The following is a 21,942-nucleotide window of genomic DNA, read 5'->3' on the forward strand; positions in this document are numbered from 1 at the left end:
ACCCCTGCCAAGCGGACGAGGCCCGGCGCGAGCCGGGCCTCGACACCATTCCTAATGCGATCTGCACAACCCGGCAAGGCTGTCCTACCGCGAGGCTTTTCGACAGGTGCCCCTGACATTGGCTGGGAAAGTGGAGTTGCACGTGCGTGACAAGACGCAGTTGACACGGCTCGAAACAGAAACTGTCAATGCCGCCAAAACCCGCAAGCCCCTTTATGCCGCGCGTCAAAAGATCTTTCCGAAGCGCGCCTCGGGCAACTTTCGCCGCTTCAAATGGCTGGTGATGACGATCACACTTGGCATCTATTACCTGACTGCGTGGCTGCATTGGGATCGTGGCCCATTTGCCCCGGACCAGGCCGTGCTGCTCGATCTCACCAATCGGCGCTTCTACTTTTTCTTCATCGAGATCTGGCCGCAGGAATTCTTCTATGTGGCCGGCCTCCTGGTCATGGCCGGTGTTGGACTTTTCCTGATTACCTCTGCTGTCGGCCGTGCCTGGTGCGGCTATGCATGTCCGCAGACCGTGTGGGTCGATCTGTTCCTTGTCGTCGAGCGTGCGATTGAGGGGGACCGCAACGCCCGCATGAAACTCGATGCCGGCCCCTGGACCGCCCGCAAGCTGATGCTGCGGGTCTCGAAACACGCCATCTGGCTTGTCATAGGGGCGGCGACCGGTGGCGCCTGGATTTTCTATTTCGCTGATGCACCAACACTTGTGGGCGAGCTTTTCACCGGTACCGCCGCACCTGTCGCCTACATCACCATCGCCGTGCTGACGGCGACGACCTACACCTTCGGCGGCCTGATGCGCGAACAGGTCTGCACCTATATGTGCCCATGGCCGCGCATCCAGGCAGCCATGCTCGATGAGAATTCGCTCACCGTCACCTACAATGACTGGCGCGGCGAGCCGCGATCGCGCCACGCCAAGAAGGTGCAAGCCTCGGGGCAGTCCGTCGGCGACTGCGTCGACTGCAATGCCTGCGTCGCGGTCTGCCCAATGGGAATCGACATTCGCGACGGCCAGCAGCTCGAATGCATTACCTGCGCGCTGTGTATCGACGCCTGCGACGGCGTCATGGACAAGCTCGGCAAGGAGCGCGGGCTGATCTCCTACGCGACGCTCTCCGACTACAACGCCAACATGATGCTGGCGACCGCAGGCGGCTCCAGTTCAATCAATCCGTCGCTGGTCAGGACTGCTGTCGGCACCTTCTCCGATCAGGTGGCGCATTTTCACATTCGCAAGATCTTCCGGCCGCGCACCTACGTCTACATGGGCTTGTGGTCGCTGATCGGGCTGGGCCTGCTCTATTCGCTGCTGACGCGCGATCGGCTCGAACTGAACGTGCTGCATGACCGCAATCCGCAATTCGTCACACTATCCGATGGCTCCATCCGCAATGGCTATAGCGTCAAGCTGCTCAACATGATCCCTGAGCCAAGGACAATCGTCGTCACCATGCAGGGTCTGGAGGGTGCCGACATGGTCGTCGTCGGCGACGACATCCCGGCCGGCCGGTCTTTCGCCATCCCGGTCGAACCCGACCGCCTGAAAACGTTGAAGGTCTTCGTTCGCCAACCGGCGGACCAGATCCACGCCCCGGCACAGACCTTCAAGTTCCGTGTCGAGGATAAGGCGAGCTTCGAGTCGAACGAGTACGCCGCCACATTCAACGCGCCAGAGGCCGCCAAATGACCGCCAATGCCCAAAAGCCTCGCGAATTCACCGGCAGGCACATGCTGGCCATCATTCTCACCTTCTTCGGGGTGGTCATCGCGGTCAACCTGACCATGGCCACGCTCGCCAATACGAGTTGGACCGGCCTCGTCGTCGAGAACACCTATGTGGCCAGCCAGCAATTCAACAAGGAGGCCGAGGCCGGCCGCGCTCAAGCAGCGCTCGGTTGGACCGGCAAGCTGACCATCGCATGGGGCGAAGTCCGCTACAGCCTCTCCGACGCTGCAGGCAAGCCGGTTCCTCTGCACGGCGTCAAGGTGCTGTTTCGTCATCCCGCCTACGAGAAAGAGGACAAGTCCGTCACGCTCGCCCTCGCCTCCGGCCAGGAGTTCGCCGCCCAGCATATGCCGAAGGACGGCGTCTGGATCGTCGAAGTCGACACCGATGCCGGCCTGACACGACCCTATCGCGACGTCCGCAGGATTATGATTTCTCATGGAGCGCTGCAATGAGCTGTTGTGCACCGGGCGCTGAAATGGCGCTGGATCTGAACGGCGCCACGTCGGTCCTGCCATCCAGCCAGGAGATCAGGTTGGCGAGCCGATCGCTTGGCGATGATCTTCGGCAGACCGATCTTTCAGTGCCGACGGTTCATTGCGCCGCCTGTATCCAGACGATCGAGGCGGCACTTGGAAAGCTCGATCACGTCGAAAGCGCGCGCGTCAACCTGTCGACGAAGCGGGTCGCGGTCCGGTGGCGAGGAGACGAGGTGCCACCCTTCGTCGCCGCGCTTGGCAGGCTGGGCTACGAGGCGCATCTGTTCACACCCGAGGTCGATGACAAGGACAAGACGCTTGCCGAACTGATCCGCGCTGTCGCTGTTGCCGGCTTTGCGGCGGGGAACATCATGCTGCTTTCGGTCTCTGTCTGGTCCGGCGCCGAAGGTGCTACCCGCGACCTGTTTCACTGGGTCTCGGCGCTGATCGCCATTCCTGCCCTCGCCTTCGCCGGCGGAATCTTCTTCCGTTCGGCCTGGAATGCTTTGCGCCATGGTCGCATGAATATGGACGTGCCCATCGCGGTCGGTGTTTCGCTCGCCTATGCCATGAGCCTCTATGAGACGATCAATCATGGCGACCACGCCTATTTCGACGCGTCGGTATCGCTGCTGTTCTTCCTTTTGATCGGGCGCACGCTGGATCATGTGATGCGGGAGCGTGCCCGGACTGCCGTGAAGGGCCTGTCTCAGATGGCCGCGCGTGGCGCAATGGTGATGCGCGGCGACGGCGCGCGCGACTATCTGCCGGTCGGCGAGATCGAACCAGGCATGCGGTTGTTGATCGCGGCCGGTGAGAGGATCCCCGTCGACGGCAAGATCATCCAGGGAACGTCGGATCTCGACTGCTCGCTGGCCTCAGGCGAAAGCACGCCGAAAAACGTGGCGCCGGGCGAAGCAGTACAGGCCGGCGTGCTCAATCTTACCGGCCCGCTGACGATCCAGGCGACAGCCGCCGCAAAGGATTCGTTCCTGGCGGAGATGGTTCGGCTGATGGAATCCGCCGAGGGCGGTCGCGCGCACTATCGCCGCATCGCTGATCGCGTGTCGGCACTCTACGCGCCCCTGGTTCATCTCACCGCCTTCGTGACATTCCTGGGCTGGATGGCGGCGACCGGCGACTGGCACCGGGCGATGACGATCGCCATCGCTGTTCTCATCATCACATGCCCCTGCGCGCTCGGCCTCGCCGTGCCGATCGTCCAAGTGGTCGCGGCGCGGCGGCTTTTCGAGAGCGGTATCATGGTCAAGGACGGTTCGGCCATGGAGCGCCTCGCGGCGATCGATACTGCCGTGTTCGACAAGACCGGCACGCTCACGCTCGGCCAGCCCCGGCTGGTCAATGCGGACTCGATTGATCCGGGCATGCTGGCAATCGCCGCCGACATGGCCGCGCATTCGCGTCACCCGTTTTCAAAGGCCATGACCGGCTTTGCCGCTCCTGGCGGGCAACACAAATTCGATGCCGTCACAGAGCATCCGGGGTTCGGGATCGAAGCCACTGTCGCCGGAAGCACCTGGCGGCTGGGTCGACGCGGATGGGCTGGATGGAAGGCCCGGACCGGAGGTGAAGGCAAACATGGCTATGGTGGAACGGCCCTGACAAAAGACGGGTTCATTGTCGCGACCTTCGATTTCGAGAATGCGCTGCGCGCCGACGCGGCGGCGGCGATCAAGCGATTGAACGATGCCGGGGTGTCGATGCAAATGCTGTCGGGCGATACCGCCGCAGCCTGCGCCGAAGTGGCAAAGCTGCTGGATATCGACGACTTCGTTCCGTGCCTGCTGCCATCGGGCAAGCTCGAACGCATCGAAACCCTCGCGAAAGTTGGGCACAAGGTTCTGATGGTTGGCGACGGCCTCAACGATACGCCGGCCCTGAGCGCGGCGCATGTCTCGATCGCACCGGCCACCGCCGTCGACATTGGCCGCAACGCGGCAGACTTCGTCTTCCTGCGCGAAAGCCTCCTGGCGGTGCCGCTCGCCCTGGGCGTCTCGCGCAAGGCAGGAAACCTGATCCGGCAGAACATCGCAATCGCAATCGTCTACAATGCGGTGGCAGTACCAATCGCCATCCTCGGGCACGTCACGCCTTTGATAGCGGCGATTGCCATGTCTGCCTCATCGCTGCTTGTTATTGGAAACGCATTGCGCTTGCACGGCTTCATGGCGAATGCGACGGTGCAAGTTATTCAAAAAGTCAGACGCTCCGCAGTCGGCTATTCGGCACAATCCTCGTGACGACCTTGCTCTATCTCATACCAGTGGCCCTTTTTCTGGGTGCACTGGGCCTGTCCGGCTTCGTCTGGGCATTGCGAAGCGGTCAATACGAAGATCTCGACGGAGCCGCCGAGCGGATACTAATTGATCGGGACGACAAACCGGGACGCTGATTTCAATCCGCTGTGCATAAGATGCGCGGATCCCGCTCGTCAGTCGAGCCGGCTCGGTCGGGAACAAGCTGTCCATGCTCCATGACCAGCTTGACCTAAGCTGGGCACTACATTGATTTGTGAAAATCCACTGTCGTGCGAAGGACTGCCTTCCCATGCACCCAGTATGAGGCGGCTGATGCCGCGAGAGTACCTCGCGCGGCCGGACGAGCTTCGCACTGTGCGCACGGGTAACAAGTTGAGCGTCGCGATCGATCACCCGAGCGTGAACTACCAGTGCCGGTTGATCGTGCCCTGGCTGATCCAGATCAGGGTCATATTCGCATCAGTGGTGCTTTATAGGCCAGTCTTCGAAGGAGAATGCATGACTTATGTATCGCGGCCAGACGCGTCCACCTCTGATGGGGTTGCATGCTTCATTGCCGATCCATGCCAATTTCCGGCCCTGCGCCTTGCAGCAATGCGGTCACCGAAACTCAGCGCAGATCACGGTGTTCCGCACGTGGTATCCACTCGTCACGACGATAATAATAGGCAGAATCCCATGAGCGCCGTTCACATCATCGACTGCCACAACGCGAATGACTACTTCGCCGACAGGGCGGACGGACCGATCACACAGAAGATGCTAAAGACTGTCAACATCCGCGCGGAGCTCCACATTGCTTTGGACCGAAAGCATTTTCGTGAGGCTGTAGTCCAAGCGAACAAGGCGAAGTGCGACGTGCTTCACATCGCTGGGCACGGCAATGGAGACGGGATCGCTTCGTCCAGTGGGCGAGGTAGCCTTCTTTGGGCTGACTTCGTAGAAATGTTCCAAGGCTCGGATCCAGCGCCGAAGATCCTCGTGATGTCAATGTGCTGCGGAGCATCATACGCGTTGGCGGCGGGCACGGAGCTCAGCGGATGTCAGTCGGCTCAGTTCCACCGTTACACGAGGATAGCCGACGGGATGGCGGCACGCTGATGGGCTCTGACGACAATTTTGACATCGTTGTCGTTGGAGCCGGGCCGGTCGGCCTTTCGTTCGCTGCGTCGCTTGCCCAAAGCGAACTCAAGGTGGCAGTTGTTGAACAGAACACATTCGATAGTCTGGCGAATCCGGCTTTCGATGGTCGCGAAATCGCGCTGACCAACGCTTCGATCAGAACCCTTCGCGAGCTCGGCGCCTGGGATGTCATCCCGGCTTCGGACAAATCAGCAATTCAAGGCGCGCGCGTGCTCAACGGCTCGAGCGCATTCGCTCTTCGTTTCGATCCTCCCAGCAACTCTGGAGAACCGCTGGGGGTTTTGGTTCCAAATTGCCGGATCCGCGAGGCGCTGTTCAAAATCGTCCGCTTGCAGGATCGCGCCCGGCTGTTGTGCGGCCACTCGGTCGTCGATGCAACAAACAGCCAAGAAGGAGCAGTCGTAACGCTCTCTAATGGCGCGCGTTTAACTGCTCGGCTTGTTGTTGCCGCGGATTCGCGTTTGTCCGCCACGCGTGATCTGCTGGGCATCGGCGCCGATATCAACCGGCTTGGCCACTCGATGCTGATTTGCCGAGTGAGGCACGAGCGCGCCCACCACCAGATCGCCATCGAATGGTTCGATCACCATCAGACGATAGCGATATTGCCCCTCGCGGAGGGCGTGTCGTCGCTGCTGCTCACATTGCGCTCAAACGAGGCCTATAGACTGCTTGCCTTCGATGACGATTTGTTCCTGTCGGAGTTGACGAAACTGTGTCGAGGGCGCCTTGGAAAAATGACCTTGGCAAGCAAGCGCCATACCTATCCGCTGGTCACGACCTGGGCGCACAAATTCCGGGCCCCGAGCGCCGCACTCATCGGCGACGCTGCCATCGGCATGCACCCGGTGACCGCTCACGGATTCAACATCGGTCTCAGCAGCCAGAAGCAACTCGCCCGTGGAATCATGACTGCGTGCCGCGACGGCCGCAATGTTGGCGACCCCGACATGCTGCACATATACGAAAGGCGGCTGCGCCTGTCGGCGGCGCCGCTCTACCATGCAACGAACATACTGGTTGGACTCTACTCCAGAGACCACCTGGCGGCACGGCTTGCAAGGCATCTGGGGCTTCGCTTTGCCCAACATGTTCCCCTTGTCCGGCATGGGATTTCGGCGGAGCTCCAGCGGTGATACTGCACCAGCAGTTGCATTTTGCGCGATGTGCTGGGCGAGCGATGGGAGAGAGTGCATCATGCGCCGGAGTAATCCTGCTCCCGACGCTGATCTCCGATTGAAGAATTAACCCGTCCTTCAGGGGGGCTGCATAGGCTGCGGACAAGCAGGAGTAAGCAAGCTGACCCGTCCAGCCCTGGAAAAAGAAGATCCGCTGGAGGCGAGAATCCTTCAGGACCAGCTCGCTGATCTGAGGGCAGGCCTTTTCGTCTCAATGCCGATAAGCATTGTGCTGTCCGGGCTGATTTTGACCGTGCAGGCCCTTTCCGGGAACGGTCTTGCTGGCGCGGCCTGGTTTTCGGTCGTTAATGCGATAAATGCCGCCCGCCTTGCACTCGCCCGTCATCAGCTGAAGGAACCCGGAGTCCAGGATGATCTGACACGGGTTTGGCTGCGGCTTCGCTGGTTTGGCAGGCTTGCTCTTCTGGCGGGATTCACCTGGTCATTCCTTGCCGTCCTAACGGCTGGGTACACGACGTCTCAAGCATCGCTGCATCTAATAATTCTGGCGGGCATTTCAGCTGGCGCGGTCACGTACGGCAGCTCATATGCTGCGGCAGCGATATACTTCATCACACCGCCACTCCTCATTGCCGCCGCATGCTTGCTGACGAAGGGAACCCTGGAAAACTACATTCTGGCTTTTGCCGTCCTGCTTTTCGAGGGCGGCCTGGCTCGAGCCTCGTTCGTTGGACAAGCGCGCTTCCGTGACGCGAGCCGCCTGAGACATCAAGCCGAGCGGCTTGCCGCGGAAATGGAGCGCAATTCCAGGGAGGACCATCTTACCGCGCTCCTCAACAGGCGCGGCCTCGAACATGCAATCGATCAGTTTGAGAACACTGATGGGCCCTTTGTGGCCATGCTGATTGATCTGGATGGGTTCAAATCTGTCAACGATACCTACGGTCACAGAACGGGTGACGAGCTGCTTGCCAGGATCGCCCGCCGAATAGAGGAAGAAGCACCGGAGGGCTCAACGCTCGCCCGCATCGGTGGCGATGAATTCGTGCTGGTTTTTTCCTCGCTTAGAAATTCGCCTTCTCCCAGCAATCTCGCATCCAATCTCATATCCAAGCTTGCTCGCCCCTATCCTGGCGTCGCCTCCGTCCGGATCGGGGCATCCATAGGAATATACTCGGCTAAAAACCCGGGGCTGACGGAAATGTTGTTGCGGGCGGACATCGCCCTTTACACAGCTAAGCGCCGTGGCAGGAACGAATTTTGCCTGTTCGATGCCGAGCTCGACCGGGAACTGCAACGCCGCCAGTCAATCGAACGCGATCTTCATTCGGCGATAAAGACGAGAAGCTTGGGCCCTTGGTTCCAGCCAATCGTAAGACTCGACACCGAAGCTGTGATCGGTTTTGAAGGGTTGCTAAGGTGGTCCCATCCGATTCACGGTTCCATCTCTCCGCCCGAAATCATGACAGCGGCACGCGAAACCGGAATGCTCCAGCTGCTAACTCAAGCTGTATTTTCCGAATGTTGCGCTTTTATCGACGCCTTGGTGAAAGCTGACTGTCGTGATGTTCGTGTGACGATGAACGTTTCACCGCGCGAATTGGAGGCCGGCGATATCGACGAAATGGTTCTGAATGGTCTGGCGGCAAAGGACCTCCCTGCAACGATGTTCGAAATTGAGATAACAGAAGAATCGCCCGTGGACCCGGACAGGGTCGATGAAAAGCTCGGACGGCTTTCACATGCCGGCATTTCCATCGCGCTCGATGTCTTCGGCACCGGCTTTTCCACGTTGGCATCGCTCAAGGACAGTCGGATAAGGAAGGTGAAAATAGACCAGGGCTTCATTCGCGGTTTAGCCAAATCGCGGGAGGATCGGCTGCTTGTCAAAACCGTGATCGATCTTGGTCGGACGCTCGGGATCGAGGTCATGGCCGAGGGCGTCGAGACAGAGGCGGATCGGCAAACTCTGCACAAGCTTGGCTGCAAAACCGCTCAGGGCTTCCTGTTCTCCAAGGCGGTGCCACTCAGCCAAGCGCTTGGTTTGGCAGTTAAAGAGCGCCAGGAGTTGTGACCGGCATCCGCCATTCGCTCACGCGCGCCACCTCGCCGGGTTCAGCGGTATCCTGCAAGTGGATGGCTACTCGGCCTATACCAACCTGGTCAAGGCACGGGACAAAGCCGGCAGCAATGAAACAATCCGGCTCGCCGGGTGCTGGGCTCACCTGCGGCGCAAATTCTACGACCTGCACATCAGCGGGATCTCGCAGGGCCGCGACGGGTTCGATCACCGCCATGACCGAATTGTGGAAGGTCGAGACAAGGTTCGTGGCAAGGATGCTGGAAGCCGCGCCGCGCTGCGTCAGGAAAAGTCCGTGGCCATTGTCGCGAGCCCCTTCGATCTATGGGAAGCGGAACTGGGCAAGGTCTCGGGGAAATCCAAAACCGCCTTGCGGGGCTGACCTTCCATCTGGTCCGTGGTTAGCTGATAGGCGGTTTATTTGTCGTGCAACGTGCTCTTTCAGCCTAAGCTGCTCCACGCGTGGGGTACCAAATGTCAGACTTTCACCACTAGGAAATCGCGAACGGGCGCGGCGCTTACTGGCCGCATTGCCGCAAAATAGCGTCGGAAGGTGGGATCGGCGTGACGTTGTTACTCAGAGTGAGTGGTCCCGAGAGTTGAGGGCAGAATCGAAATTCGCGTGTTCCTATAGCGCATCTCCGATCGGGGGCCATCGCCACGAGCAGCAGATGAGGCAATGCGAAGCTTGGTCGATCGACAGAGTGATGCGGCACGACATCCATTTCCTACCAGCCCATTCCCCCCGATACAGCCGCGCGTCTACTCGAACCTAGAGCTGTCGAGCATGAGCAAACACCGTCCTTGTTGTGTTCTGAGAACTCCAGCTTTACCTCGCCGAATGGCAGCTCGCAAATGATGCAATCAAAAGTGTGCATACCGCGGCAGCGACCACATTGTTTCAGTCTTTTCAACAGCGTAAGAATCTGACGGTATTTTTGACGGTACTCACTGGTTGTGTGACTTAAATTAAGTAATTGAAACAATCAGGTACGGCCTTAATTGATGATTGAGTGGGAATGAGGGGACGCGGCGATGATAGGCGGCTCTAGCGTAGTATTTCGTAGAAAATACAATGATTTGCGGGCAGGGCAGACTGCTAGCCAGGGTACATTATCAATGGAATTGACAAATCTGTCAAGTCATTGAAATCGTTAAGTTTATCGGAGTGCCTGGCGCGGCTCGCAGCTTGTAGCAGATCACTCTGACGGTACTTTTGACGGTGTTTTTCGTATCCGACAGAGCATTCTAAAAAGTACCGTCATTCGTTTTTAGGGTTTGACGGTACTTTTCTGCGTATCAACGCTTTGAAATGTATAACAAAAATGCCCTGTAGCATGACATTTCCGCGCTGACGGTACTTTAGTTATCGACATACATAGTTTCGGCTTTGGCTGCGGTACCGATCGATGTTCCGGACACGATCGCATATCGTCGTATGGCACCGTCGCATCACCTATCGAATGTTGTCCCGACTGCTGCCGGATCTGCGATGGAGAGAAGCGTTGACCGTATCCAGGCGGGAGCTTGGACCGCGGTAAATGCGAGCGTCTTTTTATCGTTGGGAGAAAGATGAGGTGCCGCGACCCGTGCAAGCTCGGCGGCGCGCGCCGGCCCAATATGACGAAGCGCCTTGACTACGGTCCCGGCCAAGTTGCCAGGAGCAATCAAATGCCTATCCGCCCGCGTGGTCGTTGCCACCGTGCGCGGCGATGAACATGGCGACGGCCGACCGGCAATAGGATTCGATCTCGTTGTCGTCCTCTGCTCTCGCCTCATCGAAGCGTGCGATAATCAGGAGATCGCATCCTTTGAAAAGCGCGGCAAACAAGCGGGCGGACCGGAGAGGATCGGGCACCTTCAGAGCCGCCTTTGCATGCAACTGACGCAACAGGCCCTCGATTTGCGCGATGATATGGGCGGGGCCTGCTTCGTAATGGAGCTTGCTCAACGACTTCTGGTTTGGCGTGTCGGCCATGACCATGGCTTCGACATTGCGGACCTCCGGGCGCAGAAGCGTGCGAAGCAGTGACGATCCCGCCGCCATGAGCTGATCTTCGGCTGAACCATCGACGCCTTCAAAAAGTTTCTGCGGCATTAACTGCTGGCAGCGGGCCGCAAAGGCCGCGCCAAACAGCGCCTCCTTGTTCTCGAAGTGCTTGTAGATGCTGAGCTTGGATATCTTCGCGCGCTGGGCGACCTTATCCAATGTCGCCGCATGAAATCCCAGTTCCTCAAACAGTTCGCACGCGGTGTCGACGATCGTTTGACCAAGCGCCTCGTTGGCGGGCCGGCCGCGTCGGTTTTGGACATTTTCACTCATGGCTATTGCGATCCTTGACAGTATCGTTATTTGATCTTACGATACCATTCAGTATCTGAAATATGCAAGTCAAATTCCGCCGACCTAAGCCACGAGGGTGCCATGCAACGACGAACACTGCTGAAGCTGGCCGCAATTTCCGCCATTGGAGTCCCTCCTGCTGAGGCCACCGCAAAATCCAATCCAGCCCCCTCTATCCGCAACACGGAGCCCATCACAATGAATCATGTCATCATCATCGGCGGCAGCTTTGCTGGCCTCGCCGCCGCTCTGCAGCTTGGCCGTGCCCGCCGCAAAGTCATCGTTCTCGATACCGGCCTTCAGCGCAACCGCTTCGCTGGCCGCTCGCACGGTGTGCTCGGCCACGATGACAAGCCACCGTCCGACATCCTGGCCGCGGCGCGGCAGCAACTCGCGCGCTACCCTGCTATCAGGATGGTCAATGCCCGTGCCGACAGCATCTCCGGTACCATCGACAATTTCTCCGTCCTCACTGGCGATGGTGAAACCCTTAGCGCGCGCCGCCTGATCCTGAGCTATGGCGTTGTTGACCAAATGCCTGATGTTCCGGGTTTTGCCGAGAACTGGGGCACATCCGTCATCCCATGCCCCTATTGCGACGGCTTCGAAGTTGCTGACCAGCATTGGGGCCTCGTCTGGTCTGGCCCGCAGTCGATGAATCAGGTCAGGCTGTTTCACGATTGGACCGACAGGTTGACTGTCTTCGGCAATGGTCACGACATCACCCCCGACATACGGGCCGATCTGGCGGGCCGCCAGGTACCTCTCGTTGATGGTCGGATCACCGAAATCGCACGTCACGGGAGCCATAGTGCCACCATCAAGATCGATACCGGCCCCGATGTCGCAGTCGATGTCCTATTCGCGCATCCGCGTACCAGGCCGTCCGCAAGCCTTCATGACGCACTGGGCCTCGCCACGGTCAATACGCCAACCGGCATCGCCCTCAAGACCGACGAGCGCCGCGAAACCAGCATGCCAGGCATCTACGCCGCCGGTGACCTTGCCAACCCCGGCATCCCCTCGGTCACCACGGCAACATGGCAAGGCGCGATGGCGGGTATCTTCGCTCAGCAGTCGATGCTCACTTGAGTGCAAGCAGCATCGATCACCCCAGTTCAATTTCACAATAGACAGGAGCGCCACCATGGCCGCCATAAAACCATTCAAACCTCTAGACGAGAAATTTCCGTTTGACCTCCAACTCGGTATCGCGGCCGCGCCTCTCGTGCTCATCAACCTCTTCACGGTCGTCGATCCCGCCGACGAAGCGGGCTTCCTGGACGCTTTCAAGGCGGCTGCGGAGATCATAACGAAGCAACCGGGCTTCATTACCATGCAACTGCATCGAGCGATCGGCGATAGCCCGACGTACCTGAACTATGTGGTGTGGGAATCCACCGAGGCGGTCCGCGCCGCCTTCACTGATCCCGAGTTCCTCGCGAAACTTCCAGCATATCCGTCATCGGTCGTTGCCAGGCCGCACCTGTTCCAGAAGGTCGCCGTTCCCGGCTTTTGCACGGCCTGACTCGGGAAATATGGCTCGGCGCGATGGCCGGCATCTTCGCCCAGCAGTCAATGCTGGTTTGAGAGCACAGATTGGAGAGGAGCATGGCCGACGAACCCGACAGCGCTGGTGTGCGCTTCCCTCCGCCCTTCGTCTATCTGGGAGCGCTGCTGTTGGGGCTGGCGGCGGAGCGGTTCGTCACCCTGCGCTCCTTTGGCATCGACTGGCGGTTGCTGACCGCGACGGGCGCGCTGCTGTTCGTTGCCGGCGCGGCGATTATGCTTGCGGCAGCGGGGCTGTTCCGGCGGCTGGGCACCAACATTCCGCCGTCGCAGCCAACGACCCTCATCGCGACGACCGGTCCCTATCGGTGGACCCGCAATCCCATGTATCTCGGCATGGCGCTTGTCTATGCCGGCCTTGCGATCGGCTGCGACGGGCCGATCGCCTTCGCCTTGCTCCCGTTGGTGCTGATCGCAATCCAGACGCAAGTGATCGCCCGCGAGGAGCGCTATCTCGAAGCGAAGTTCGGCGACGACTACCGCCGCTACAAGGCGGAGGTTCGCCGCTGGCTCTGACTATTCCGCCGCTGCCGCCTGCGAGGCCTTCTGATAAACCAGCACCGGCTTCCCTGCCGCGACCCCTCCGGGAAGAAGTTCAGCAAGTGGAGGGCGCGACATTGCACCTTGAACCGTGCTGTCGCGCCCTCGGAGCGGGTGGGTCTTGAGGTGTCCAGTTTATGCTGCCGGGAGTGTCCAGTTTGCACTGACAGCGGTATCCGTTCACCTACAGACGGAGAGGCATGGCGCTTGGATGACGCTGCCGCGGCGGGTCGCGTTGTGGCGCGCGCTGTGCTATGAAAGTTAGCGACGGTACTTTCTTCGTTCGCTGTGAAACCCACCTGAGTTGCCCAAAGTGGGTCCGGAAAGGCGATCGACTTCGATAGATACCGAAACCGCACCAAAAATTTTCGTGCTATTTTTCCCTTTGAAATCAAGACTGTAACGCTTTGACGGCCCATGGGGCGGCTTCTTGCGCGGCAACGAATAAAAAACCTAGTTATATCAATGTCCTAACTAGATTTAGAACAATCGAGTGGGAGTGAAGGGACGCGGCGGCAATGGCATAGAAATGGCAGCCATCTTGACCTCCGTTTTTAGTGCGCGTCAGATGCCTTCGACCGTTTTCTGCGCTTCCTCCCGACCGTTTGGCTGATCAGATACGTCGTCGCTTAGGAAGTAAATCCCGTTCAGCCTCGCAGAGTAAGATAGCGTACTTGGGCGTGCAAATCGGCGGGTCGTAAAGGGCCCGAACCAGAAACCTGCCAGGCCGGCTTCGCGTCAGGAAATGCCATTCACGACAGTCTGGATCTTGCCTCAAGTGAGCCCGAGCCGGACAAGATGGCGCACGACCGGTGAGAACATCTCCTGACCGATGTAAGCTCCGGTGTTCGCGTTTTCGAAGAGTGGTTCGGCGACGGCCGCGTCCTCGACCACGGGAATACCAGCCTGGCGCGCTTGCGCCATCATCTCGTCGGCCGCTCGGCCCTGGCCCTTACCGACGACCGTCGGCACCGGTGTTTCACCCTTGACGTAACGCAACGCCACTACCCGGTCGCCAGACACGAAGACGATGACGGCATTTTTTACGCCCAACTTCGCAGGTTGCATCACGGCCTCACGCCGCTGTCGCTGCTGTTCATGCCGGATCATTGGGTCTCCTTCGAGATCCTTGTGTTCGCGCTTGTATTCGGTTGTCGTCATGCGCATGTCGCGCAGGAACAGCCAGCGCTGGATAGGAACGTCGATCACGCCGATAACGACAAAGGCCAGGGCCGCGGCAATTCCAAGTGGTGCCAGCACTGCCTTGATAATCGGCTCCAGGCATGACTGACCGCATCCTGGAGCATCGAAGAGCGGCTGCAGCCACGCAGCCAAAATGAATACGAAGAGGCTTGCCAGCAACACCACCTTGGCCAAGCCCTTGGCGAATTCGATGACGTTGCGGAGCGACAGGATCTTCTGAAGGCCCTTCGCCGGGTTTATGTGATCGAACTGCGGCTTGAGCGGCTCAAACGAGAAGACTGGCCCGAACGTTCCCAGCATGCCGAAGGCCACGGTCAGAATGACAACGATCCCGACCAGCGGTAATGTGGCAAGGATCAGCAATGAGAACGAATGGCGGATGGCCCGCAGGCTGACGTCCCCGAACGAACCGCCGGGGACCGTCACGGTCTGCACGAGTTCCGAAAGGTGCTCGACGAGCATCGGCCAGGCAAAATAAAGATAGGCAAGCGCTGCAAAGAGAGTGAAGCCGGAGACCAGGTCGCGGCTCTGCGAAACCTGGCCCTTCCGGCGGGCGTCACGAAGCTTCTTGTCGGACGCCGGTAGGTTTTTTTCCTCAGCTTCTTCGGCCATGTTGCAATCTTATCGCACTGTTGTGGTTCCAGTCGGCCAATGCCGTGTGTAAGGTGCGGCGGGCTTGAATACGGAGAGGTGGATATGCGGCTGCATGTCGTGTTCTTGCCCGTCGTCGCCATGCTGGCGCTGGCCGGTTGTCAGACGACCAAAACCGATGCCGATCAGGCAAAGGCACAAGGCCCGTCGTCGCAATCGGAGCGCCTGATCAAGCTTGCGGACGATATAGATGCGCGGGGAGATAGTGACACCGCGATTGCGCTCTACCAGCGCGCGGCGGCGATGCCGGATGCCAAGCCGACCGCCTTCGTCAAGGCGGGCGCGGCCTATATGCGAGCGGGCTATCCCGCCGAGGCCGCCAGAGCCTATCGGGCCGCGCTCGCAAAAGCTCCCAATGATGGGGGGGCAATGCTCGGGCTTGGCTCGGCGATGATAGAAACGGGTGATATCGATGCCGGCATGCGCGCGCTCGCCCAGGCAGCGCCGCTGGTCAATACCAGCAGCGCCTACAATCGGTTGGGCGTGGCGCAGACATTCGCGGGCCAGACGGGGGAGGCGCAGACCACTTTTGCTCAGGCGTTGAAACTCGCGCCGGGGGATCTCGACGTCGAGACCAACATGGCGCTGGCAGCAGCACTCGAAGGCAATTCCACCACAGCACTCCCGCTGGTCCAGAAGATTTCCGCCGCACCCAATGCGCAGTTGCATCACAAGCGCAATGTCGTGGTGGTCTACGGACTTCTTGGCCAGGCCGATCAGGTCAGGGCCTCGCCGCCGATCGGCCTTGCGACCAAGGAGGTGGATACCTTGCTTGCGCGTGCCAGAACCATCCGGTCGAAGGGTAGCACACAGGCCAGGGCGAAAGCGCTCGGCTCCATCCTCGGCTAGTGCATCGGACCGGAAAGCGCAAAGCGGATTTGGGTCGAGCCCGACGCGAAAACAACCGGATAAAGCAGTGCTACGCGGGCAGGGCCGCATTGGCTCACTCGACCGGGAGCGTTGTTTGCGGCGTCAGCGGCCCGCTATTGGCTCCACCCATGGGGGCCTCTTCGCCATTGAGATAGCGCCGAGCGGCATTTGCAGTCGGCGCGGCGGCCGCCGACCCCATGCGCCGGCCCTCGACGAGGTCACGCTGGCTTTCGGCCATGCGTTGAAGATTATAGGCGTTGGCGCAGCCGGACGGCAGGTGGGAGCCGACGCCGGAGACGATCGTCAGATTTGTCGCGGCGGCAGAGTTGTCGTCATCGGCCGGTTCGTTCAGACATGCATTGGGAGCAAGGACGGAACCGCCGACGCCCTTCTCGGAGCCACCGGTGTCGGTCGAAACGTAGCTGTAGCCGGGAGAATATTCCTGCGGCGGTTGCGGGCTGTTCACGCAGCCGGCCAGAAGCAGCACCGGAGGAACAGAGCACAAAACGATGCGAAATGTCATGTTCGGTTCCCCACTACTTGATGATCAGGCCCATCGCCGACGCGTCATTGGCGCGCTTCCGGCTGTGGCGCTTGGCTGCCGGACGATCGAGCGGTGTAGCGAGGCTGTCGCGTACCGGCTCGACCAGATATGGCGTGATCAGGATCACCAGTTCCGTCTCTTCGCGCTGGAAACGCTGGGACTGAAAAAGCGGGCCAAGCACCGGCACATCGCCGAGAACCGGAAACTTTTCCAGATTACGCGAGGTCCGCTGCTGGAAAAGACCGGCGATCGCAAAGGTCTGGCCGCTCGCCACTTCGACCGTAGTGTCAGCCTTGCGCACGATGAAACTCGGCATGGCGAAACCGTTGGCGCTCACCGAGCCTGCTTCCGACAAGGAACTGACTTCCGGCTGGACATGGAGCGCAATGCGATTGCGGCCGATCAGCGTAGGAGTGAACCCGAGGGAAACGCCGAAGGGCTTGTATTGAACGGTAACGACGTCAGTTCCTTGCGGTATCGGAACCGGAATTTCGCCGCCGGCAAGAAAGCTTGCGGTCTGACCGGTCATCGCTGTCAGGTTCGGTTCGGCCAGTATCTTGACGACGCCGTTGCGTTGCAGCGCTTCAATGAGAATGTCGAAGTTGATGCCGTGCGTCTGATCCATGTTCAAACCGAAATTCCCGGTGTCGGAGGGCACGCCGTTGTCCTGGAACATGTTGAATTCGAAGCCGCCGCTCCTGTATCCGACAGACCAATCGACGCCGTACGACTGCAGATCCGTGCGTGAGACTTCGGCGAAGCGGACTCGGATGTTGACCTGCTGCGACCCGTGCACGGTCATGTTGTTCAGCGGCGGCTGTTCCGGCGGCGAGAACGTTCGGGCGACATTGTCGATATCCGTTGCCTCATCGACGCCTCGTGCCTCACCTGTCGCAACAATGCGGGTCCCGAAAATCGAGAGATTTGTTGCCGAGTTCGGCTGCATTGCGCGCATCGCTTCATTGGCAGGCGCGACATCGGGGGTGACGCGGAACTGGGCCGTTGCCTCGATCCGCTCATTGCCTGTGACTGCAATGAGGTTGGTCAGGCCGGGTTTTAGGCCGAAGACATAGACCATCCCCGGCGACACGACCTGAAGGTCTGCGATCGTGGTATCCGCGATCAGGACGGATTCGACGGGTTCATTGAACCGCAGTAGGCGTCCTTGCCCGACCGGCAGGTCGACCGTTGGCTCGCTCGGCAAGGGCGACACGTTCTGTGCCATCGCGTCGGCAAGTGTGAACAAAAACGCCAGCAAGAAGCCGACCACGGTGATAGCGAGCCAGCGCATATCCTTCCGCCCGGCGAAAGCGGCGGATCGAGCGCCGGCTGCGGTATCGTGGATTGTCATGCCGTTCCCCTCCTGAGCATGTAGATTCCCCAACTGTCCCAATCCGTCCGGCTGGCATCATGAGATTGCCTCTTGTCCGGCTTTCGCCTCAGTCGATGGCAGCGACTGGGAGACATTGCGTGCGCCAACTTTGCCCGAGCGGCCAGCAATCGCGGCCAACGGCTGGACGTTGAATTCTTGTGCGAGTTCCTGGAAGGACAGAACCGGAAGTTCAATGGCATTATGCGTGAGGAGGCTTCGCATATGACGGCGTACATCCATCGCCGCGAGGACAACCGGTGAGACATCGGTGGAGTTCTGCGACAAGGCTCGTTCGATTTCGGTGACCAAAGCCTGTGCATCACCATCCGAAAGATTCAGGAATGTACCGGTCGATCTGGTTTGCACCGCGTTTCGCAGGATATCCTCAGCCGAGCGCTGCAGAACATAGGCTGCGATGATGTTGTTACGGCCAGCGGAGCGGAAGCTGATCTGGCGTTTCAAGGACGTGCGGATATATTCCGTAAGCAGGACGACGTCCTGTTCGCGTTGGCCCCATTCGATCAACGCTTCGAGGATCAGGCGCAGGTTGCGGATCGGCACGTTTTCGTCGACAAGTCGCCGGAGCACTTCCGCGATCTTCTGCAGCGGCACGATCTCCTGCGCCTGTCTAACCAGATCCGCATAATCCGGCTCCATGTCCGACAGGAGCCTGCGTGTCTCCTGGATCCCGACGAAATGGCCGGCATAGAGCCGAAGTGCATTTTCGGTCCATTTGGCCGCGGTTTCCGTCGGTGTGGAGAAGACGAAGCCGGCTTCTTTCAATGCCGATATGTGGCGATCATCGACCCACATGAATTTGCGCTGACCGACAATCGGAGAACCTTTTTCGTAAGTCACATCGAGCAGATCGAGATGTGTTGTGTCCGCTTCGACAAGAACGCGGTCAGCCGGGATTTCGGTATCCAGGATGGGTGCACCCTCCAGATCGATGCGCATGCTTCTCGGTGAAAGCACCTGGTCGACCTGCAGGCCGATAGCCGGAACGTCGACACCGAGATCGCCGAAGAGTTCGCGGCGCACGCCATCGGCGAGCGCGGCGAATTCGGGTTCCGGGATCGAGCGTCCGAGTTCGGTTCCGAAGCGTACAACGATGCGGTAGGAAGAAGGCAGTGTTCCGACGGGAGTTGCCGAAAGCGACGCCGGAGTTCCCTGTTGTTCGGTCATGGCGGTCTGGCCGATGTCTTTGAGCTCGGATTCCCCGGCGGTGCGGCGATTGATTGCATAGGCGCCCGCGCCGAAGCAGGCACCAAGGATCAGGAATACAATGGACGGAAAGCCCGGCACTATGGCAAGGCCGATCATGATCACCGCTGCAAGTGCGAGCGCACGGGAGTCCCGTAGCAGCTGGCTGGTTATTTGCCTGCCAAGGTCGCTCGTGCCGTCCGCGCTGCCGACGCGTGTCACCATCGTACCGGCGGCCACAGCGACCAGCAGTGCCGGTATCTGCGCGACCAGCCCGTCACCCACAGTGAGCAGTGAGTAGGTCGCGGCGGCGTCCCCTAGCGACATATCGTGCTGCAGCGTTCCGATCGCGAAACCACCAATTAGGTTGACCAGAATGATTACAATGCCGGCGATGACGTCGCCCTTGACGAATTTCATGGCGCCGTCCATCGCGCCGAACAGCTGGCTCTCACGCTCAAGCTGCTGGCGCAGACGGCGTGCCTCCGCCTGATCGATGTCTCCGTTGCGCAACTCGGCATCGATACTCATCTGCTTGCCCGGCAGCGCATCGAGCGTGAAGCGCGCGGCCACTTCAGCAACGCGTTCCGCGCCTCGCGCAACCACGATGAACTGCGCGACGGTGATGATCAGGAAGATGACAAGGCCCACCGCAATACTGCCGCCGACGACGAAAGTACCGAAGGCGGAAACGATCTCGCCTGCGTCGGCCTGGAGCAGGATCAGTCGCGTGGTCGTGATCGTGATCGCCAGCCTGAACAAGGTAGCGATGAGGATGACCGATGGCAGCGAGGAGAACTGGAGCGGATGAGAAACGTAAAACGAGGCCAGCAGGATAAGCACGCTGACAGCGATATTGGCGGTGATGAGAATGTCGACGAGGAAGGTCGGCAATGGAATGAGCATCATCACCACTGCGACCAGCATCAGGACTGCAATGACCAGATCGCTGCGGCGTGACAGCTTGGCAAGGAAGTGCAGAAGTCGCTCCGACACCGTCATTTGGCGGCTCGCTGCGATAGGAAACTCCGCAAGGCATTGTGCGCCTCGGCCTTGCGGCCGGCCACGAGCAACGCGCGGCTCTTCAGCAACGCCAACGTCGGGTGATCCATTCCCTCCAACGTCTCCAGCCTGGCAATCGTGGCAAGCGCCTTGTCCGCTTCGCCATCGAGTATGAGCAGATGCGCCAATGTCCGCAGGACGCCGGCATTTCCCGGCGAAAGCTGTGCAGCGATAAGCAGGTATGCCGCGCCCCGCTTCGCCTGCCCATCACACCCGTAGAGATAGCCCAAGACATGCAGCAGATGCACTGTGTCACGCGGATCGGTCAGGTTTCGATTCCTTCCTGTATCCGGTCAAGCAGATCGCGATGACGCTCGATTTCATCCTCCATCAGCGTTCTGGCGAGTGTCTTGAGTTGTTCGCCGCCCTCAAGATCGGGAACCAGATTCGCTACAAAATGCTGGAGAATAGGTACGGAGCGACGCAGGATGGCTGGCTCGGGAATGCCGGGCATGACGAAGTTGATAAGTGCCTCGTCGAGTGATTCGCCGGTCGTACCTTGAGCGGGCTGGAATTCCGCGGTTTCTGGCTTTTCCGTGCCAGCGGCCGATGTCGTCCCCTGAGCACGGCTTGCGGCCTTGTCGATGCCATTCATCCGCCGCCGGTTGATTGCCTGACCGCGCACGCCTTCCGCCTGCCGCACCTCGCGGCCGGCTGTGTCCATCCTCGCCGTATCGAATCGCGGCCCTTCAAGCCGGCGATTCACGGATATTTCAGCGCGACCGTGGCGCCGCCCTTCGTCAGGAGAAGTTCCGTCTCGCCGATGTGCGTGATGGTCCAACCGTCATTGGTGAACGCACCTTCATGATAGCGTGCGCCGTCGGCGGCGATGACATAGGGCCGCTCGCCATACCAGATCGCCTGCAGCGTCAGGCGCGGAGCCTGCTCGGCATTGCCGATTATGACATTGGAAACGAGGGGGATGTGCGCGCCGAACGCCTGGTCGAACCAAGATTGCGTTTCGGTCCAGACACCACTCTTGTCATTGGGGATCATACCCGAGACCACGAGCCGTCCAGGTGATCGTTGAACGGTCAATGTGCTGATGCCGGACTGCTCGAGGCGCAGCTTGAGCTGGCTTTCCGCGTCGGCGGCACCGTGTATCTGTGTTGGTGATGAATCGTCCAGGACGCTTTGTCCTGCCTCACCAGCGAAGGCCACTCTGATCGGTTCACCGTCTTGAGAGGATATCTTTTTGCCAATGTCGGGCTTGGCGAAAGAGAACCCATTCGCAGCGACGGAAACAGCGAATACGGCAAAGAGAACGCTGCCTGCAACCAGGAGGGGGCGATCGGAAACAGACCAGCGATTCTGCGGGCGTTCCCGGTTGACCAGCCGGATGTGGGCATCGGCGATACTTATCGTGAGCGGCAGCCTGCAGCGGCTGCCTTGGCCTTCATGGATAGTCTCGCCCGTGGCGAGTATGACATCGCCGCCGACGGCTTCGATTTCAATTTGGCTGCCCTTGCGCCGTAATCTTGCGTGGACCGGCGCGATACCGGCATCCCTGAGGACAATGTCCGACTCTGTGCTGGAGCCAACTGTGTATATAGGCTCGACCAGACTGAGTTCAGCGCCAGCGTGAAATCCGTGAATTACGCTGAGCGCAATGGAATGTCCGGATGCCGGGGAGCGGGCGATAATCGATCGGAGCCGGCGCGCGGGCGCCACGTCCCAATACCTGCCGATAGAATTAGCGGTCATGCCACTTCATCTCCCGCCG

General features: G+C 59.7%; 20 protein-coding genes. 12 read left to right on the plus strand and 8 right to left on the minus strand.

Annotation, left to right across the window (positions count from 1 at the left end; genetic code table 11):
- Nucleotides 1-142: 142 nt before the first annotated feature.
- The 8 genes from ccoG (at nucleotide 143) to EJ066_RS31390 (ending at nucleotide 9,243) form a co-directional block, all read left to right on the plus strand.
- Nucleotides 143-1,702, plus strand: coding sequence for a cytochrome c oxidase accessory protein CcoG (gene ccoG / locus EJ066_RS14165; RefSeq protein WP_029354962.1), 1,560 nt, complete (start codon nucleotides 143-145; stop codon nucleotides 1,700-1,702).
- Nucleotides 1,699-2,196: a FixH family protein gene (locus EJ066_RS14170; RefSeq protein WP_091595779.1), complete on the plus strand. Its 498-nt coding sequence runs from the start codon at nucleotides 1,699-1,701 to the stop codon at nucleotides 2,194-2,196. Before ccoG ends, EJ066_RS14170 begins: the two co-directional genes overlap by 4 nt.
- The gene (locus EJ066_RS14175; RefSeq protein WP_091595777.1) at nucleotides 2,193-4,481 is read left to right on the plus strand and encodes a cation-translocating P-type ATPase; all 2,289 of its coding nucleotides are present in this window, start codon (nucleotides 2,193-2,195) and stop codon (nucleotides 4,479-4,481) included. Before EJ066_RS14170 ends, EJ066_RS14175 begins: the two co-directional genes overlap by 4 nt.
- A complete protein-coding gene (ccoS, locus tag EJ066_RS14180) occupies nucleotides 4,478-4,633 on the plus strand; it encodes a cbb3-type cytochrome oxidase assembly protein CcoS (protein WP_084831491.1) in 156 nt (51 codons plus the stop codon). Before EJ066_RS14175 ends, ccoS begins: the two co-directional genes overlap by 4 nt.
- Nucleotides 4,634-4,871: 238 nt before the next feature.
- A complete protein-coding gene (locus tag EJ066_RS31385) occupies nucleotides 4,872-5,600 on the plus strand; it encodes a hypothetical protein (protein ID WP_128344425.1) in 729 nt (242 codons plus the stop codon).
- Complete coding sequence (gene ubiM / locus EJ066_RS14185; RefSeq protein WP_189350574.1) at nucleotides 5,597-6,778, plus strand: 5-demethoxyubiquinol-8 5-hydroxylase UbiM; 1,182 nt, start codon at nucleotides 5,597-5,599, stop codon at nucleotides 6,776-6,778. Before EJ066_RS31385 ends, ubiM begins: the two co-directional genes overlap by 4 nt.
- A 256-nt stretch (nucleotides 6,779-7,034) precedes the next feature.
- A complete protein-coding gene (locus EJ066_RS14190; RefSeq protein ID WP_236387765.1) occupies nucleotides 7,035-8,855 on the plus strand; it encodes an EAL domain-containing protein in 1,821 nt (606 codons plus the stop codon).
- A 58-nt stretch (nucleotides 8,856-8,913) separates the two neighbouring features.
- Complete coding sequence (locus EJ066_RS31390; protein ID WP_029354970.1) at nucleotides 8,914-9,243, plus strand: transposase; 330 nt, start codon at nucleotides 8,914-8,916, stop codon at nucleotides 9,241-9,243.
- Nucleotides 9,244-10,536: 1,293 nt separating this feature from the next.
- Here the strand turns inward: EJ066_RS31390 and EJ066_RS14200 are convergent.
- Nucleotides 10,537-11,184: a TetR/AcrR family transcriptional regulator gene (locus tag EJ066_RS14200; RefSeq protein WP_126038555.1), complete on the minus strand. Its 648-nt coding sequence runs from the start codon at nucleotides 11,182-11,184 to the stop codon at nucleotides 10,537-10,539.
- A gap of 219 nt (nucleotides 11,185-11,403) precedes the next feature.
- Between EJ066_RS14200 and EJ066_RS14205 the strand changes: the two genes are divergently transcribed.
- From EJ066_RS14205 to EJ066_RS14215, 3 genes are all read left to right on the plus strand, one after another.
- Complete coding sequence (locus EJ066_RS14205; protein WP_104465850.1) at nucleotides 11,404-12,297, plus strand: NAD(P)/FAD-dependent oxidoreductase; 894 nt, start codon at nucleotides 11,404-11,406, stop codon at nucleotides 12,295-12,297.
- A gap of 55 nt (nucleotides 12,298-12,352) precedes the next feature.
- Nucleotides 12,353-12,733, plus strand: a complete 381-nt coding sequence (locus tag EJ066_RS14210; RefSeq protein ID WP_126038561.1) for an antibiotic biosynthesis monooxygenase family protein — start codon at nucleotides 12,353-12,355, stop codon at nucleotides 12,731-12,733.
- A gap of 83 nt (nucleotides 12,734-12,816) precedes the next feature.
- Nucleotides 12,817-13,290 carry an isoprenylcysteine carboxylmethyltransferase family protein gene (locus EJ066_RS14215; protein ID WP_126038564.1) on the plus strand — a complete coding sequence of 158 codons (474 nt, stop codon included), beginning with the start codon at nucleotides 12,817-12,819 and terminating at the stop codon, nucleotides 13,288-13,290.
- 798 nt (nucleotides 13,291-14,088) lie between these two features.
- Here EJ066_RS14215 and EJ066_RS14220 read toward each other — a convergent pair.
- The gene (locus EJ066_RS14220) at nucleotides 14,089-15,129 is read right to left on the minus strand and encodes an EscU/YscU/HrcU family type III secretion system export apparatus switch protein (protein WP_126038567.1); all 1,041 of its coding nucleotides are present in this window, start codon (nucleotides 15,127-15,129) and stop codon (nucleotides 14,089-14,091) included.
- A gap of 84 nt (nucleotides 15,130-15,213) precedes the next feature.
- Here EJ066_RS14220 and EJ066_RS14225 point away from each other — a divergent pair, with 84 nt between their 5' ends.
- Complete coding sequence (locus EJ066_RS14225) at nucleotides 15,214-16,017, plus strand: tetratricopeptide repeat protein (protein WP_126038570.1); 804 nt, start codon at nucleotides 15,214-15,216, stop codon at nucleotides 16,015-16,017.
- A gap of 94 nt (nucleotides 16,018-16,111) precedes the next feature.
- Here the strand turns inward: EJ066_RS14225 and EJ066_RS14230 are convergent, their stop codons facing one another.
- From EJ066_RS14230 to EJ066_RS14255, 6 genes are read right to left on the minus strand one after another with little or no spacing between them, the layout of a single operon-like run.
- On the minus strand, nucleotides 16,112-16,561 hold the full coding sequence (locus EJ066_RS14230; protein ID WP_126038573.1) for a hypothetical protein: 450 nt from the start codon (nucleotides 16,559-16,561) through the stop codon (nucleotides 16,112-16,114).
- A 13-nt stretch (nucleotides 16,562-16,574) separates the two neighbouring features.
- Nucleotides 16,575-17,933: a type II and III secretion system protein family protein gene (locus EJ066_RS14235; protein ID WP_245455155.1), complete on the minus strand. Its 1,359-nt coding sequence runs from the start codon at nucleotides 17,931-17,933 to the stop codon at nucleotides 16,575-16,577.
- A 57-nt stretch (nucleotides 17,934-17,990) separates the two neighbouring features.
- Entirely contained in the window at nucleotides 17,991-20,159 is a 2,169-nt protein-coding gene (sctV, locus tag EJ066_RS14240) for a type III secretion system export apparatus subunit SctV (RefSeq protein ID WP_126038575.1), read from the minus strand.
- Nucleotides 20,156-20,467 (minus strand): hypothetical protein, encoded by a 312-nt coding sequence (locus tag EJ066_RS14245; RefSeq protein ID WP_245455156.1) that lies wholly within the window; start codon nucleotides 20,465-20,467, stop codon nucleotides 20,156-20,158. The genes sctV and EJ066_RS14245 overlap by 4 nt, the downstream gene beginning before the upstream one ends.
- A gap of 17 nt (nucleotides 20,468-20,484) precedes the next feature.
- The gene (locus EJ066_RS14250) at nucleotides 20,485-20,883 is read right to left on the minus strand and encodes a hypothetical protein (RefSeq protein ID WP_126038578.1); all 399 of its coding nucleotides are present in this window, start codon (nucleotides 20,881-20,883) and stop codon (nucleotides 20,485-20,487) included.
- Nucleotides 20,884-20,921: 38 nt separating this feature from the next.
- Nucleotides 20,922-21,923 (minus strand): FHA domain-containing protein, encoded by a 1,002-nt coding sequence (locus EJ066_RS14255; RefSeq protein WP_126038581.1) that lies wholly within the window; start codon nucleotides 21,921-21,923, stop codon nucleotides 20,922-20,924.
- Nucleotides 21,924-21,942 lie beyond the last annotated feature (19 nt).

The sequence above is a fragment of the Mesorhizobium sp. M9A.F.Ca.ET.002.03.1.2 genome, assembly GCF_003952365.1.
Classification (GTDB): domain Bacteria; phylum Pseudomonadota; class Alphaproteobacteria; order Rhizobiales; family Rhizobiaceae; genus Mesorhizobium.

Excerpts from the sequence above, each read along its gene's own strand:
- EJ066_RS14210 (WP_126038561.1), top strand. The coding sequence starts at position 12,353 with ATGGCCGCCATAAAACCATTCAAACCTCTAGACGAGAAATTTCCGTTT.
- EJ066_RS14235 (WP_245455155.1), bottom strand. The coding sequence starts at position 17,933 with ATGACAATCCACGATACCGCAGCCGGCGCTCGATCCGCCGCTTTCGCC.
- sctV (WP_126038575.1), bottom strand. The coding sequence starts at position 20,159 with ATGACGGTGTCGGAGCGACTTCTGCACTTCCTTGCCAAGCTGTCACGC.
- EJ066_RS14175 (WP_091595777.1), top strand. The coding sequence starts at position 2,193 with ATGAGCTGTTGTGCACCGGGCGCTGAAATGGCGCTGGATCTGAACGGC.
- EJ066_RS14215 (WP_126038564.1), top strand. The coding sequence starts at position 12,817 with ATGGCCGACGAACCCGACAGCGCTGGTGTGCGCTTCCCTCCGCCCTTC.
- EJ066_RS14250 (WP_126038578.1), bottom strand. The coding sequence starts at position 20,883 with ATGGACACAGCCGGCCGCGAGGTGCGGCAGGCGGAAGGCGTGCGCGGT.
- EJ066_RS14170 (WP_091595779.1), top strand. The coding sequence starts at position 1,699 with ATGACCGCCAATGCCCAAAAGCCTCGCGAATTCACCGGCAGGCACATG.
- EJ066_RS14225 (WP_126038570.1), top strand. The coding sequence starts at position 15,214 with ATGCGGCTGCATGTCGTGTTCTTGCCCGTCGTCGCCATGCTGGCGCTG.
- EJ066_RS14205 (WP_104465850.1), top strand. The coding sequence starts at position 11,404 with ATGAATCATGTCATCATCATCGGCGGCAGCTTTGCTGGCCTCGCCGCC.
- EJ066_RS14230 (WP_126038573.1), bottom strand. The coding sequence starts at position 16,561 with ATGACATTTCGCATCGTTTTGTGCTCTGTTCCTCCGGTGCTGCTTCTG.
- EJ066_RS14190 (WP_236387765.1), top strand. The coding sequence starts at position 7,035 with ATGCCGATAAGCATTGTGCTGTCCGGGCTGATTTTGACCGTGCAGGCC.
- EJ066_RS14220 (WP_126038567.1), bottom strand. The coding sequence starts at position 15,129 with ATGGCCGAAGAAGCTGAGGAAAAAAACCTACCGGCGTCCGACAAGAAG.
- EJ066_RS14255 (WP_126038581.1), bottom strand. The coding sequence starts at position 21,923 with ATGACCGCTAATTCTATCGGCAGGTATTGGGACGTGGCGCCCGCGCGC.
- EJ066_RS14200 (WP_126038555.1), bottom strand. The coding sequence starts at position 11,184 with ATGAGTGAAAATGTCCAAAACCGACGCGGCCGGCCCGCCAACGAGGCG.